Raw genomic sequence first — 14,189 nt, 5'->3', positions numbered from 1 at the left:
CCGGATGATCTGCTGCAGCCGGCGCCCCTCGTCCTGGGTCAACCGCCGTGCTCTGACTGGCTCTGCCACCAGCCCGCCCCTCTCTCGATAACGACCTGTCGTCATCGAGGGTGGAGCCGATCAACCTCCCCGTCCCAGCCCCTGGCCGGCGTGTCACCCAACCCGGTGGACGTTTGTGGTCACCGCACTAGCTGGCGCCAGCCGTGGTTCTCGGTACCGACCAGCCGGTCGGCCGGAACGCGGACGTCGTCGAGGAAGACCTCGTACACGCCGGTGATGTTGCGTCCCATCGTGGGCAGCCGGCGGAGCGTCACGCCCGGCAGCGCCGGGTCGAGCAGGATCATGCTGATCCCGTCCTGCTTGCGCGCGGCGCCGTCCGTCCGCGCGTAGAGCTGGACGATCGTGTCCGGCAGGCCCGCGGCCTCGCAGAAGGTCTTCTGCCCCTTGATCACATAGTGGTCGCCGTCGCGGCGGGCCGTGGTCAGCAGGGCGGCCGCGTCCGATCCGGCCTCCGGCTCGGTCACCGCGATCGACAGCCGGACGCCGCCGTCCATGAGCTTCGGCACCAGCTCGGCGCGCTGCGCGGGGCTGCCGTCGGTCACCAGCGTGCGCAGGCCCGAGGCGGTCAGGCTGAAGCAGGCGACCAGGTCGGTGCTTCCGCGGCCGAGTTCCTCGGCCACGACCAGCAGGTCGCCGGCGGTCCCGCCGGAGCCGCCGTCGGCCTCGGCGATCCCGATGCCGTACCAGCCCAGCGCGGCGATCCGGTCGAACACCTCCCTGGGGTAGGTGCCGGCGCGGTCCCACTCCAGGCACTTCCACTCGTCGCACTGCTCCTGGACGAACGCGCGCACGGTCTCCCGGACGGTCTCGCGCATCGCCTCCGCCTCGGTCATCGCTCCGGTCACTGGGATGGCTCCTCGTTCCATGTGTATTCGGGCGGCGGGGTCAGCAGGCCGCCGGCCCGGGGGCGCAGCACCTGCTTGGCGTGGACGGTCGGCGTCCCCGGCGCCCGCGCGAGCGCCCCCGCCACTTCTCGCGCTCGCTTCTCCGCGGACGCGGAGTCGGGGAGCACCCGGCCGACCCACCCCCAGGCGAGGGCCTGGTCGGCGGTGTAGGCATCGCCGGAGTAGGCGATCTCCGCCGCGCGCACCGGGCCCACGACCTCGGCCAGCCGGTGCAGGATCGCCGGCGGGAGCCGCAGCCCCGCGGGCAGCTCGGGCAGGCTGAACGTCGCGTCCGCGGCGGCGTAGGTCAGATCGCACGCCAGGGCGAGCCCCCACCCCGCGCCGAAGGCGGCGCCGGACACCGCGCAGACCGTCGGCTGCTCCAGGTTGCGCAGCCGGCCGACGACCTGGCTCACCAGGCGGATCCTGCGCAGCGCCCCCCGCTCGCCGGCGACCCCCCGGAACTCCTTGAGGTCGGCGCCGGCGCAGAACACCGCGCCCTCGCCGCAGAGGATCAGCGCCCGGACCCCGGGGTCGTCCGCCACGGCGTCGAGCTCGTCGGACAACCGGCGCAGCAGGCCGGTGTTCAGCGCGTTGCGGCTCTCCGGCCTCGCGAGCCGCAGCGTCGCGACCCCGGCCGCGTCCGCCCGCCGCAGGACGGCCCCGGTCATGCCCGGCCCGCCCGTTCCGGCCAGACCTTCGGAATGACCTGGGTGACCAGCAGCTCCGCCGCCTCAAGGGGGTCGGGGCCGAGCGGGCCGCCGATGTAGAACTCGGTGTAGCCCTCCGCGGCGGCGAGATCGCGCAGCTCCGCGATGGCCGGTGCGCATTCGTCCGGGGTCCCCGCGATCACCAGGCCGTCGACCAGGTCGTCCGAGCACCGGGCCGCGGCGCCCGCAACGCCCTCGCCGTCGTCGAAGGCGCGCTTCACCGACTCCGCGGACGCCAGGTCCATGCCCACCCGCTCGAGGTCGGGCCACAGCCGCGGGTTGCCGACGACCAGCGCGACCTGCCGGCGGGCCTGATCGCGCGCGGCCCGGCGGTCGGCGGACACCGAGGTGTTGATCCCGAAGATCAGCCGGAGGTCGCCGGCCTCGGCCGGCCGGGCGGCGAGCGCGGTCGCCAGGCCGGAGACCTCGGCGAAGCGGCCGGTGCGGAACGCCGCGCGCGAGAGCGTGGGCATGTTGCTCGGCGAGATCAGCCCGTCGGCGTACCCTCCCGCGACGGCCAGGATCCGCGGCCCCACACCGGCGACCACGATGCCCGGCGGACGCTCCACGGGATAGGTCAGTTGCGCGACCGCGCCCGGCTTGTACGACAGCGCCCGTCCCAGCACCGGGAACCGGTCGAGTTCGACGCGGGCACCCGACCACAGGGCGCGCATCAGCTGCAGCGCCTCCCGGACGGCGGAGACCGGCTTGTCCTTCTGGAAGAGGCTGTTGACGAGGGCGCCCCCGGTCCCCATCCCCACCGCCAGCTCGCGCCCGTCGGGCAGCAGCTCGCTGATCGTGGCGGCCGCTGACGCCATCTCGATCGGGTTCCGGCCGATCGGGTAGGTCACGTTCGTGCCGACACCGCAGCCCGCGTGGGCGAGCGCCGCCAGCAGGCCGTACACGTTCCGCGCCAGCATCTGGTCCTGGACCCACACGGTGTCCACGACCGAGGACAACCGGACGCCCAGCGAGACCAGCTCGCGCGAACCGCTCCAGGGCGTCACCTGGACACCGAGCCGCCCCGTCATCGGGCCGCTCCGCCCGGTGCGCCGGCGCCGCGCCGTCCGGCGGGCGGCGCGCACGACAGCAGCCCCCGGTCCATCGCCGCGACCCGGTCGGCCAGCCCGCGGGCGAACTCGCCGGGACGCTCCATCAGCAGGACCGCCGTGCCCCGGTCGCGGAGCCGCCGGACGAGCCGCCCGACCGCGCCGACGATGCTCGGCGCCAGCCCCTCGGTGGGCTCGTCGAGCACGAGCACCGCGGGGCCGGGCAGCACCGCCCGGGTGATGGCGAGCATCTGCTGCTCCCCGCCGCTGAGCCGGCGGGCGCGCACGCCCCAGCGCTCCCGGAGCCGCGGGAAGAATTCGAGGACCTCGTCCACCGTGAGCGCGCCGGGCCGGGCGTTCCGCACCGCCAGGGCGGCGTGCTCGGAAACGGTGCAACTGGCGAACACGCGCCGTCCCTGCGGCACCAGCGCCACCCCTTTGCGTGCGATGTGGGTCGGTCTGGCCGCCGCGAGGTCCGCGCGGCCGAGCAGGAGACGGCCGCCGCTCGGCCGGTGCAGGCCGCTCACGGCGTTGGCGAGCGTGGACTTGCCGGCGCCGTTGGGCCCGAGGACGGCGAGCACCTCCCCGGGACCGACCGTGAAGGACACCGATCGCACGGCCTGAACCGCGCCGTAGTTCGCGCTGAGGTCGATCGCCTCAAGCATCCGCACCCACCTCCAGGTAGATCTCGCGCAGGACGGGCATGGCCCGGACCTCGGCCGGGGCGCCCTCGGCGACGACCTCGCCGAAGTTCAGCAAGGTCACATGCGTGGCGAGCCGGAACACCAGATCGAGGTCGTGGTCGACGAAGAGCACCGCCAGCTGCGGGTCCAGGCCGAAGACGAGCGACAGCAGCTCCTCGGTCTCCTCGCTGCTGAGACCGGCGCCCGGCTCGTCCAGCAGGATGAGCGAGCACGGGTTCGCGACCGCGATGACGATCTCGACCCGGCGCTGCTCGCCGTAGGCCAGCCGGCCGACGGGGACGTCCTTGATCCGGGTCAGCCCGCCGCGTTCGAGCAGCTCGTCCACCCGCGCCCACACCGCGCGGGCCCTCGACCAGGGGCGGAGCGGGTCCGCCCGCCTGCGGCTGGTGGCCTGCACGGCGATCGCCAGGTTCTCGGCCACGGTCATGGCCGGGAGCAGGGACGTGATCTGGAAGGTGCGGGCCAGCCCGAGACGGGCGCGGCGGTGCACCGGCAGCGCGGTGACGTCCCGGCCCAGCAGCCTGACGCGCCCCTCGGACGGGCGCAGCACGCCCGCCGCCATGTTCATCAGGGTCGTCTTCCCGGCCCCGTTGGGGCCGACGAGCGCGCGGCGCTCACCCGGCCGCACGGTGACCGAGACGTCGCGGTTCAGATAGGCGCCTCCGATGCGCTTGGAGATCGCATCGAGTTCGAGGACGGCGGTCATGGCCTCTCCTGGGGGACGGGCCGGAGCCTGCGGCGCAGGCTCGGGGCGATCCGGCGGGGTGCCCGGTTCTCTTCGCGGCCGCTGAGCGCGACCACCACGTAGAGCAGCCCCATGACGGCGAGCCAGTTCTCGGTCCTGCTGCTGACCAGGTCCTCGCCGAAGGTCAGCGCGATCGCGATCGGCACCGGCGCGACGAGCGCGCTCCCCGCCAGCACCACGAGGATCAGGCCGCGCGCCGACACCAGGGCGGACAGGTCCTCGGGGCTGGCGAACCTGATGAGGTAGGCGTGCAGCACCCCGGCGACCCCGGCGACCCCGGCGGACAGCACGACGGCCGCCGCCTTGTAGGCCTCGACCCGGTAGCCGAGCGCGCGCATGCGCTCCTCGCTCTCCCGGATCCCGACGAGGATCCCCCCGAAGGCCGACCGCCGGACGGCCCAGAGCAGCAGCAGGCACAGCACCGTGCAGGCCAGCGTGAAGTAGAACCAGGTCACCGGCCCGGCCAGGTCCACCGGGAGCGGGCCGGCGCCGGGCCGGGCGATGCCGGTGAGGCCGTCGGAGCCGCCGACCGCCCGCCAGCGCATGGCCAGCGAACGCAGCATCTCCGCGAAGGCGAGCGTGATGAGAAGGAACCCGATGCTGCCCAGCCGGGCCGCCACCACGGCGATGGGCAGGGCGGCGACGCAGGTGACGCCCACGCCGATGCCCAGGGCGACGAACACGTTGTCGACGCCCCAGCGCGTCACGGCGAGCCCAGCGGTGTAGGCGCCCAGCCCGAAGAAGGCGGCATGGCCGAAGGACGGCAGCTTCAGCAGGCGCAGCAGGAACCAGACCGACAGCGCCACCAGCCCCCACACCAGGCCGCGGGCGACCAGGCCGATCTGGAACACGTCGAGGTAGAACGGCGCGGCGGCGACCGCCGTCCCGGCTCCGGCGACGGCGAGCATCGATGCGGGCCTGTTCAATGGGCACCTCCGAAAAGACCTTGGGGACGCCACGCCAGGACCACCACGACCAGCGCCATCATGGTGAACTCCGCCAGGGTCGGCAGGAACGCCTTGCCGTACGCGTCGGCGACGCCCACCGCGAGGCTCGCCAGGAACGCTCCGCGCAGGTCGCCCGCCCCGCCGAGGACGACGATCACGAAGGCGAGGACGAGGACGCTGAACTCCTGTCCCATCGCGGCCCCGAGCACCGGCGCGGCGAGCCCCGCCGCGAGCCCGGCGAGCAGCCCGGACAGGCCGAACACCGCGAGGAAGATCGGCCCGGCGCTGATCCCGGTGGCCTCCAGCATCGCCCGGTCGTCGACGCCGGCGCGGACCATCGCGCCGAAGCGGGTGCGCTCCTGCAGCCACCACAGGCCCCCGGCGAGCGCGAGCGCCGCGACCGCCATGAACGCCCGGTAGACCGGGAAGGAGGCGTCGGCGAAGTGCCAGGCGCCGTCGGCGAATCCCGGCGCGGGCAGGGACCGGGGCAGCCCGTCCCACCGCACTCGGGCCACCTCGGCGAAGACGAGCAGGAGGCCGAAGGTCAGCAGCACCTGCTTGAGGTCGTCGCCGAGGATCCTGCCCCAGCGCAGCCGGGTCGCGGCGTAGACGAGCAGCGAGAGGACCGTCCCGGTGGCGCCCGCGGCGAGGACCGCCGTCACATAGCCGCCGGGGCCGGTGAACGCGGTCGCAACGTACGCCGACAGCAGGAAGACGGCGCCGTGCGTCAGATTGACGAAACCGGCCAGGCCGAACGTCAGCGTGAAACCGGATGCGAGCAGGAACAGCAGGAGGCCGAAGGAAAGACCGATGGCCAGCTGCAGCACCGCCTGGGCGAGGGACATGACGCGGGCTCCTACGGCATTTCGCCGGCGACGGAGTGCTGCAGCGAGCCCGACTTCTGGACCACCGTGTAGTAGTAGGTGGGGGCGTCCGCGTATCCCGTCTCCGGATTGAAGCTCAGCGTCCCCCAGGGGGCGTCGACCTTGGTGGCGCGGATCGTCCGCGCGAGTTCCGGGCCGTCCATGGCGCGGTCGCCGGCGGCCTCGATGGCCGCCAGCAGCACGCTGCCGCTGGCCCAGGCGCCCGCGGTGAAGTGGCTCGGCACGAACTGGCCACCGGCGGCTTTCATCGTGTCGATGAAGCGCTTGTTCTCGGGGTTGTCCAGGGTGGAGGAGTAGTAGAAGCCCGCGCCGACGTCCACCGCCGAGGGGCCGATCTGCTTGAGGACGAGCTCGGTGAGGAGCGGGCCGTGGCCGATGAGCGGCACGCGCTTCTTCACGCCGAACTTGTCGTACTGCTGCACGAAGCGCACCGCGTCCGCGCCGGCGAAACCGGCGAAGGTGACATCGGCGTCCGGCAGCCGGGCCAGATAGGACGCGAAGTCCGCCGTGCCGAGCGGGGTGAGCACGCGTTTGACGATGGTTCCGCCGGCTTCGGTGAAGGTCTTCTCGAAGGCGTCCGCGACCTCGTGCCCGTAGGCGAAGTCGCTGGCGACGATGACGGCGGTACGGTGACCGAGCTCTCCGGCGGCGTAGGTGCCGAGCTTTCCGGCGTCGTGGCCCGCGGTCGGCGCCGCGACCGCGGCGGTCTTGAACTTCTTGAGCCCGTCGGGGTTGGGGATCGGCCCGAGCTGCGGGATTCCCCGCTCCGCGAGGGTCGGGCCCACCGCGAGGGTGGCGGCGCCGGTCGCGCAGCAGACGACCGCCGAGACGCCGTCCTGATCGAGCAGCTTGCCGACCTTCGAGACCGCGACGGCCGGATCGGTCGCCTCGTCCTCGAAGACCAGTTCCACGGCGCGGTCGCCCGCCCGGCCCTGCGCGAGCTTGAGGCGGGCCTTCAGCGCGGCCTCCATCGGCTTTCCGTACAGCCCGAACGTGCCCGTGTACGGCAGCAGCACGCCGACCTTCACCGGCTTGTCCGACGAGTCCTCCCCGGACACCGCGGCCCCTCCGCAGCCGGCCGCGCCGAGCACGGCGACGGAGGCCACGGCAACCGCGGTGATTCCGGAGTGTCCGACGCTGAACCGCCGAGGTGACTTGGACATCGATGTCGCCCTTCGTTCATGGGGAGCCGAGATGTCATACAACGTGAGTCGTCATACAACTCCCTCTCCAAGCACCTGTCAACGGTTGACTTGTCTGATCTCTAGTCGTAACGTCACGGTCGTTATGGACGAGAGACGCCACGTGAACTCCCACAGCGCCGCTGGTGAACCCCTACAGGCACACCAACGGCGCGGTTCCGCCAGCGCCGGCGGAAGTCATCAGATGACTCCCGCAGTGCTGCGCGACCGCCCCGAAACCGGCCGGGTCGCCGAGCGGGTGGTCCGCGACATCTGGTCCTACATCGAGGGCAATGGTCTGACGACTGGGTCGAAGCTGCCTCCGGAGCGGGTGTTCATGGAGCTGTTCGGGGTCGGCCGGTCCTCACTGCGCGAGGCGCTGCGCGTGCTGTCCACCCTCGGAGTGATCGACGTCCGGCACGGCAACGGCATGTACGTCGCGGCCCCGCCGCCCATCCAGCAGGCCAGCCCGGCCGCGATCTTCGACGCCACGGAGAAGAACGCCCTGCGCAACCTGGTCGAGACCCGGCTCGGCATCGAGCTCGCCGCCGTCACCGCGGCCACCGCGCGCGCGACCGACGACGACTTCGCCGGCCTGCACGCGATGCTCGACGACCAGCAGGCCAGGCTCCGGATCGACCCGGACTTCGCCTGGGAGCCCCTCGGCTTCGAACTCGCCGTCGTGGAGATCAGCGGCAACACGTGGCTCTACGAGGTGGAGCTCATGCTGCGCGATTCGTGGCTGGCGCTGTCCACCGGCCTGAGGGCCTCGGTCGGACGCCACGAGGAGTGGCTGACCGAGCACCGCGCGATCGTCGCGTCCATGCGCTCCCGCAACCTCGTGCAAGCCCAGCGCCTGGTCATGGCGCATCTGAACTTGGAGCGGTTCGAAGAGGACCTCGCGTCACCCTCGGACGCCCCCGACGAGCAGATCCAGGAACGACACACCCCACGCGGCCACCCCGGCCATGTCACCGAGAGGCACCCCTGATGAAGTTCGGACTGAGGCTGCCCGGAGCGGGCCCCTACGCGGGTCCCGAAGCCATCGTCGCCTTCGCGCGGAAGGCGGAGGAGCTGGGCTTCGACTCGCTCTGGATGACCGACCACATCGCTCTGCCGGTCGATGTGGGATCACGCTACCCCTACACGCAGGACGGCAAGTTCTTCTGGCCGCCGGAGACGCCCTACTTCGACACCATCCTGACCCTCGCCTGGGCTTCGGCCGCGACCACCACGATCAAGGTGGGCACCTCGGTGCTGATCGCCGGATGGCACCACCCGGTCAACACGGCGAAGGCGCTCGCCACGCTCGACGTGCTCAACGGCGGCCGCACCATCTGCGCGGTGGGGACGGGCTGGATGCGGGAGCAGTTCGAGATCCTCGGCTCCCCCTTCGAGACGCGCGGCTCCAGGACCACCGAGTACCTCAAGCTGCTGCGCCACCTGTGGACCGAGGACCTCATCGACTTCCAGGGCGAGCACTTCCAGTTCTCCGGCTTCAAGTTCTACCCCAAGCCCGTGGGCGAGCGGTCGATCCCGCTGTGGTGCGGAGGCAAGAGCACCGGCGTGCTCAAGCGGGTCGCGGCCGCGGCGGACGGGTGGCACCCGCTCTACATCGCCCCCGACGAACTGGAGCGCAAGCTGACGGAACTGGACGGGTACCTCGCCGAGCACGGCCGCGAGCGTTCCGACATCACGCTCTCGGCCCGCCCGGTCAGCCAGGCCACCCTCGACAAGGACACGGTCGATCACTATGCCGGGCTCGGTGTCGAACTCCTGATCGCCGACACGTCGTTCAAGCACGACACGCTGCAGAGCGTCCTCGACGAGGTCGAGCAGCTCGCCGACCAGCTCATGCCCCTCGCCGACTGACCGCCCCCAGGGAGAGACCATGCTGAACAGACTGTTCCACATCGCCATCAACTCCACGGACCTGGAGCGCTCTGTCGCCTTCTACCGGAAGCTGGGCTTCCAGATCCTCCAGGACAGGACGGTCAAGAACGACCAGGTGAAGAAGGCGTTCGCCGTCCCCTCCGGCGACCTCCGCTTCGTCCACCTGCGCCTCGGGGACGACGCCGACGCGACGATCCTCGACATCGTGGAGTGGTCGGCCCCCGCGACCCTGGACACCGGCACCGAACCGGTGCCGCAGCACCAGCGCGGCCTCACCCGCTTCTCGGTGCTCACCGACGACACCCAGGCGGTGTACGACGCCCTCGCCAAGGACGGGGTCGAGTTCCTGACCGAGCCCACCTCCGTCCTGACGCCGGAAGGCGGCTGGAAAGTCTGCCTGGTGAAGGACCCGGACGGGGTCGTGGTGCAGGTGACCGAGCTCCTCCCCGCCCCGAACGGCGGGTGAGCGGCCGTGACCGGTTCCGAACGGGAACCCGTCATCATCACGTGGAGCGGCCTGGCCGAGCACAACCCGCTGCCCGGCATCACCGGTTCCGTTCACCTCGGCGAGCAGCTCTCGGCCGCGGTCTTCCGGCTGGCGGCCGGCGCGGTCGTGCCGCTCCACTCCCACGGGAACGAGGAGTTCGGCCAGGTCCTCAGCGGCAGCCTGACGCTGGAGACCGGGGAACGGCGGTCGGCCCTCACCGCCGGGGACGGCTTCCTGATCCCCGGCGAGATCCCGCACGCGGCGGTGGCCGGGCCGCACGGCTGCCTCCTGCTCGAATGCTACGCACCGGCACGCGATCCCTTCCCGCCCACCGACCCGAGGAGCACACCATGAGCACCTCAACGGACACGACCCCCGCGGATCTGGCCACCTACGGGCTCTACATCGACGGGTCCTGGACCGACAGCTCCTCCGGGCGGACGCTCGAACGCACGAGTCCCAGCGACGGCAGCCTCGTCGGCCGGTACGCCCGGGGCGGCCGGGAGGACGTCGACCGTGCGGTCGCCGCCGCGCGCAGGGCCTTCGACGAAGGGCCCTGGCCGGGTCTCGCGGCCCCGGAGCGCGCCGCCGTCATGCGGGCCGCGGCCGACCTGCTCCGCGAGCGCGCGTCCGCCATCGGCCGGCGGATCAGCCTGGAGCTCGGCAAGCCGATCACCATGGCGCGCAACGAGGTCGTGCTCACCGCGGAGGTCTTCGACTACTACGCCGCCCTCGCGCTGGACCAGCGGGGCGAACTGGTCTCGCGGCACACCGACGCGGCGCTCGGGCTGGTGCTGAAGGAGCCCGTCGGCGTGGTCGGGATGATCACGCCGTGGAACTTCCCGCTCCTGCTGCTGTCGTGGAAGGTCGCCCCCGCGCTCGCCGCGGGCTGCACGATGGTGGCCAAGCCCGCGAGCCTGACGCCGGGCAGCACGCTCGACCTGGCCGAGGTCCTGGCGGACGCGGGCGTGCCGGCCGGCGTGTACAACGTCGTCACGGGCGGCGGCGGCGAGGTGGGCACGGCGCTCACCGAGCACCCCGGCGTCGACAAGATCGCCTTCACCGGGTCGACCGAGGTCGGCCAGACCGTCATGCGGTCCGCCGTCGGCACCGTCAAACGCGTCAGCATGGAGCTCGGCGGCAAGTCGCCCAACATCGTCTTCGCCGACGCCGACCTGGACCAGGCCGTCCGCGGCGCCTACTGGGGCATCTTCCTGAACACCGGCCAGGCCTGCCAGGCCGGAAGCAGGCTGCTGGTCCAGCGCTCGATCCATGAGGAGTTCGTGGCCCGGCTCTCCGAACTGGCGCGCACCAGCCGGATCGGCGACCCGCTCGACAAGCGCACCCAGATCGGCCCGCTGGTCGACGAGAACCAGATCGAGACCGTGCTGCGCTACATCGATCTCGGCCGCCGGAGCGGCGCCGAGCTCGTCGCGGGCGGCAACCGGCTCGGCGGAGATCTCGCCGGCGGCCTGTTCGTGGAACCGACGATCTTCGATGACGTGGCGCCCGAGCACGCCGTGGCGCGCGAGGAGATCTTCGGCCCGGTGCTCGCCGTCACCCCGTTCGACACCCGCGACGACGCCGTCCGGCTCGCCAACGACTCGCCGTACGGGCTGGCCGCCGCCGTGTGGACCAAGGACCTCGACACCGCGCTGAGGACGGCCGGGAAACTGCGGGCCGGGACGGTGTGGGTCAACGCCTACCACGACGCCGGGCTGCCGTTCTGCATGCCCATGGGCGGCTACAAGGCCAGCGGCGCCGGCCGCGAACTCGGTCGCGAGGGCCTCGCCCAGTACTTCGAGACCAAGTCAGTCCACCTCCGCCTCGGAGCCTGATCCGAGCACTCGCCTGACCGGAGAAACCGTGCAAGCCACTGCAGCACCCAGCAATATCAGCGCCGACGACCTCGTCATCGAGGCGATCGAGGTCATCCCCGTCCGCGTCCCCCTCGTGAAGACCTATCAGGGGTCCAACTACTCGATGACCAACCGGTGCACGATCGTGACCCGGGTCCACACCCGCAACGGGCTGGTCAGCGAGGTCTACAACGGCGACACCGACGCCGAGCAGGCGGTGATCGTGGACATCATCCGCAACGAGATCGTCCCGCACCTGCTCGGGCGGACGGCACTGAGCGTCGAGGCGTGCTGGGAGGCGATGCTCCCGCCCACCTACGACATCCTGCGCGACCGCTCGCTGGCCCTGCAGGCCATCGCCTGCCTCGACTCCGCACTGTGGGATCTGGTCGGCAAGGCGCTCGGCATCCCCCTGTTCCGGCTGTGGGGCGGGTACCGCGACCGGCTGCCCGCGATCTGCATCGGCGGGTACTACAGCGACGACGAGGCCGACATCGCGCGCCAGATCGAGTGGTACCGGGAGCTCGGGTTCGCGGGATGCAAGTTCAAGGTGGGGCGGCTGAGCCCGGCCGAGGACGCGCACCGCACCCGGCTGGCGCGCAAGGCCGGCGGTGACGACTTCGTGCTCATGGTCGACGCCAACCAGGGCTACACCCGGCAGGAGGCGATCGAGTTCGCCCGCCTCACCGAGGACCTCGGACTGCGCTGGTTCGAGGAGCCCGTGCGCTGGCTGAACGACCGCCTCTCCATGCGGGACGTCCGCCTGACGACGGGCGTTCGCGTCACCGCCGGGCAGAGCGAGGACACCCGCGCGGGGCTGCGCGACCTGATCAGCGCCGGCGCGGTGGACGCGTGCAACGCGGACGCGAGCTGGATCGGCGGGCCCAGCGAATGGCGCCGGGTCGCCGCGCTCGCGTCGATGTTCGAGGTGGAGATGGCGCACCACGAGGAGCCGCAGGTCTCCGCCCACCTGCTCGCCTCGATCCCGCACGGCACCTACCTCGAGACCTTCGACCCGGACCGCGACCCGATCTTCTGGAACCTGATCGCGAACCGGGCGCCCTTCGCCGGCGGGGACTACGCGGTGCCCGAGGGCCCCGGCTTCGGGCTGGAGCTCGACTGGGACTACATCAGCCGGTACCGGTCCGAGCCGGCGTCGTGAGCACCGGTGTGGCCGTGGTCGGAGCGGCCGAGTCCGACGCCATCGGTGTCGTCCCCGACCGGACCGCCCTCCAACTCCACGCGGAGGCGGCCGCGAACGCCCTGGCCCATGCCGGCCTCGCCCTCACCGACGTCGACGCGCTGTTCACCTGCGGGCTGGACTTCATGCCGTCGCTGATGGTGGCGGAGTACCTCGGGCTCCGCCCCCGCTACTCCAGCAGCCAGTCGATCGGCGGGTCCTCGTTCGTGGCCCACCTCCACGAGGCGGTCCGGGCGATCCAGGCCGGGGCCTGCGAGGTCGCCCTGATCACGCACGGCGAGACGCGGCGGTCGAACCGCAAGCGCGGGGTGCAGACGCGTCCGCAGCACTTCGACCCCTGGCTCCCGGACTGGCAGTGGGAGCGCCCGTACGGCGTGGACGCGCCGCCGAGCGCCTACGCCCTGGCGGCGCGCCGCCACATGCACCTGTACGGGACCACCACGCGCCACTTCGCGGAACTCGCGGTGTCGACGCGCGCCTGGGCCGTCCGCAACCCGCGGGCGTACTACCGGAAACCGCTGACGGTGGAGGAGATCCTCGCGACTCCGTACTTCGTCTACCCGTTCCGGCCCACCGACATCTGCCTGGTCACCGACGCGGGCGGCGCCGTCGTCCTCACCTCCGCCGTCCGGGCCCGGGACCTCGCGGCCCCCGTCATCGAGGTCCTCGGGTCGGCGGTCGCCCACACGCACTACGGAGTGAGCCAGATGCCCGACCTGACGGTCAGCCCGGCGGCGCGGTCCGGACCCGCCGCGTTCGCCGAGGCCGGGCTGGGCCCGGAGGACGTCGACGTGGCCGAACTCTACGACTCCTTCACTTACACCGCGATGGTGCAGCTGGAGGATCTCGGGTTCTGCGGCAAAGGCGAGAGCGGCGACTTCGTGTCGGGCGGGCGGACGGCGCCGGGCGGGGAGTTCCCGCTCAACACCAGCGGCGGCGGGCTCTCCTACACCCACCCGGGGATGTTCGGCATGTTCCTTCTCATCGAGGCCGTCCGGCAGTTGCGAGGCGAGGCCGGCGACCGGCAGGTGGAGAGCCCCGAGGTCGCCCTGGTGAACGGCATGGGCGGATACCTGTCCAGCAGCGCGACCGCGATCCTGGGGGTGGCCCGATGACTTTGGACGGTGCGGGCCTGGACCCTGTCGTGTCACCCGGCCCGGACGGGCTCCCGTTCTGGGAGGGCCTGCGGCGCGGAGTCCTCCTGCTGCCCCGCTGCGAGGCGTGCCGGACGTTCTTCTTCTACCCCCGCGTCCTGTGCCCCTCCTGCGGGTCGCGGCGCCTCACGTGGGAGGAGAGCGGCGGGCACGGGACACTCCATACCTTCTGCATGCAGTTCCGGTCCCACGTGCCCGGCCTCCAGAGCGCGGCGCCGTTCGCCACGTGCCTGGTCGACCTCGCCGAGGGCCCGCGTGTCATGGGGTATCTGCTGGGGGTGCCGGAGGATCCCGAGCTGATCGAGTGCGGGGTGCCCGTCCGCAGGACTCCGCTGGAGACCGCGGGAGGCCGGAGCCTGCTGGCGTTCCGTCCGGTCTGACGGCGCCGTGGAACGGGCGGGCGTGAGCGGCGGGGCGGGTTGCGAGAGGCA

General features: G+C 72.1%; 16 protein-coding genes. 8 read left to right on the top strand and 8 right to left on the bottom strand.

Translation table 11 applies throughout. The annotated features are described in order from the left end of the window. Nucleotides 1-179 precede the first annotated feature (179 nt). From E1284_RS12150 to E1284_RS12115, 8 genes are read right to left on the bottom strand one after another with little or no spacing between them, the layout of a single operon-like run. Entirely contained in the window at nt 180-905 is a 726-nt protein-coding gene (locus tag E1284_RS12150) for an acyl-CoA dehydrogenase family protein (RefSeq protein ID WP_165965228.1), read from the bottom strand. Continuing rightward, nucleotides 902-1,615, bottom strand: a complete 714-nt coding sequence (locus E1284_RS12145; RefSeq protein WP_131939149.1) for an enoyl-CoA hydratase/isomerase family protein — start codon at nt 1,613-1,615, stop codon at nt 902-904. The genes E1284_RS12150 and E1284_RS12145 overlap by 4 nt, the downstream gene beginning before the upstream one ends. Then, nucleotides 1,612-2,685, bottom strand: coding sequence for an LLM class flavin-dependent oxidoreductase (locus tag E1284_RS12140; RefSeq protein ID WP_131939148.1), 1,074 nt, complete (start codon nt 2,683-2,685; stop codon nt 1,612-1,614). The genes E1284_RS12145 and E1284_RS12140 overlap by 4 nt, the downstream gene beginning before the upstream one ends. Next, complete coding sequence (locus E1284_RS12135; RefSeq protein WP_131939147.1) at nt 2,682-3,368, bottom strand: ABC transporter ATP-binding protein; 687 nt, start codon at nt 3,366-3,368, stop codon at nt 2,682-2,684. The genes E1284_RS12140 and E1284_RS12135 overlap by 4 nt, the downstream gene beginning before the upstream one ends. Continuing rightward, nucleotides 3,361-4,113, bottom strand: a complete 753-nt coding sequence (locus E1284_RS12130; RefSeq protein WP_131939146.1) for an ABC transporter ATP-binding protein — start codon at nt 4,111-4,113, stop codon at nt 3,361-3,363. Before E1284_RS12130 ends, E1284_RS12135 begins: the two co-directional genes overlap by 8 nt. Then, entirely contained in the window at nt 4,110-5,078 is a 969-nt protein-coding gene (locus E1284_RS12125) for a branched-chain amino acid ABC transporter permease (RefSeq protein WP_131939145.1), read from the bottom strand. The genes E1284_RS12130 and E1284_RS12125 overlap by 4 nt, the downstream gene beginning before the upstream one ends. Next, the gene (locus tag E1284_RS12120) at nt 5,075-5,944 is read right to left on the bottom strand and encodes a branched-chain amino acid ABC transporter permease (protein WP_131939144.1); all 870 of its coding nucleotides are present in this window, start codon (nt 5,942-5,944) and stop codon (nt 5,075-5,077) included. Before E1284_RS12120 ends, E1284_RS12125 begins: the two co-directional genes overlap by 4 nt. An 11-nt stretch (nt 5,945-5,955) precedes the next feature. Continuing rightward, entirely contained in the window at nt 5,956-7,089 is a 1,134-nt protein-coding gene (locus E1284_RS12115; RefSeq protein WP_165965227.1) for an ABC transporter substrate-binding protein, read from the bottom strand. Nucleotides 7,090-7,369: 280 nt separating this feature from the next. On the opposite strand from E1284_RS12115, the gene E1284_RS12110 reads away from it, so the two are divergent. The 8 genes from E1284_RS12110 to E1284_RS12075 are packed head-to-tail and all read left to right on the top strand — an operon-like array spanning nt 7,370 to nt 14,138. Then, complete coding sequence (locus tag E1284_RS12110) at nt 7,370-8,155, top strand: FadR/GntR family transcriptional regulator (protein ID WP_165965226.1); 786 nt, start codon at nt 7,370-7,372, stop codon at nt 8,153-8,155. Beyond that, a complete protein-coding gene (locus tag E1284_RS12105; protein ID WP_131939141.1) occupies nt 8,155-9,036 on the top strand; it encodes a TIGR03619 family F420-dependent LLM class oxidoreductase in 882 nt (293 codons plus the stop codon). The genes E1284_RS12110 and E1284_RS12105 overlap by 1 nt, the downstream gene beginning before the upstream one ends. Nucleotides 9,037-9,055: 19 nt before the next feature. After that, on the top strand, nt 9,056-9,523 hold the full coding sequence (locus E1284_RS12100; RefSeq protein ID WP_131939140.1) for a VOC family protein: 468 nt from the start codon (nt 9,056-9,058) through the stop codon (nt 9,521-9,523). Nucleotides 9,524-9,529: 6 nt separating this feature from the next. Then, complete coding sequence (locus tag E1284_RS12095) at nt 9,530-9,898, top strand: cupin domain-containing protein (RefSeq protein WP_131939139.1); 369 nt, start codon at nt 9,530-9,532, stop codon at nt 9,896-9,898. Beyond that, nucleotides 9,895-11,382, top strand: coding sequence for an aldehyde dehydrogenase family protein (locus E1284_RS12090; protein ID WP_131939138.1), 1,488 nt, complete (start codon nt 9,895-9,897; stop codon nt 11,380-11,382). Before E1284_RS12095 ends, E1284_RS12090 begins: the two co-directional genes overlap by 4 nt. Nucleotides 11,383-11,410: 28 nt before the next feature. After that, nucleotides 11,411-12,565, top strand: a complete 1,155-nt coding sequence (locus E1284_RS12085; protein ID WP_207923703.1) for a mandelate racemase/muconate lactonizing enzyme family protein — start codon at nt 11,411-11,413, stop codon at nt 12,563-12,565. Then, a complete protein-coding gene (locus E1284_RS12080) occupies nt 12,562-13,719 on the top strand; it encodes an acetyl-CoA acetyltransferase (RefSeq protein ID WP_131939136.1) in 1,158 nt (385 codons plus the stop codon). Before E1284_RS12085 ends, E1284_RS12080 begins: the two co-directional genes overlap by 4 nt. After that, nucleotides 13,716-14,138, top strand: a complete 423-nt coding sequence (locus tag E1284_RS12075) for a Zn-ribbon domain-containing OB-fold protein (protein WP_131939135.1) — start codon at nt 13,716-13,718, stop codon at nt 14,136-14,138. Before E1284_RS12080 ends, E1284_RS12075 begins: the two co-directional genes overlap by 4 nt. The last annotated feature ends 51 nt before the right edge of the window (nt 14,139-14,189 follow it).

Source organism: Actinomadura bangladeshensis, from assembly GCF_004348335.1.
GTDB lineage: Bacteria > Actinomycetota > Actinomycetes > Streptosporangiales > Streptosporangiaceae > Spirillospora > Spirillospora bangladeshensis.
Note: the sequence above shows the minus strand (reverse complement) of the source record. Positions and strands in the feature narration are given on the sequence as shown.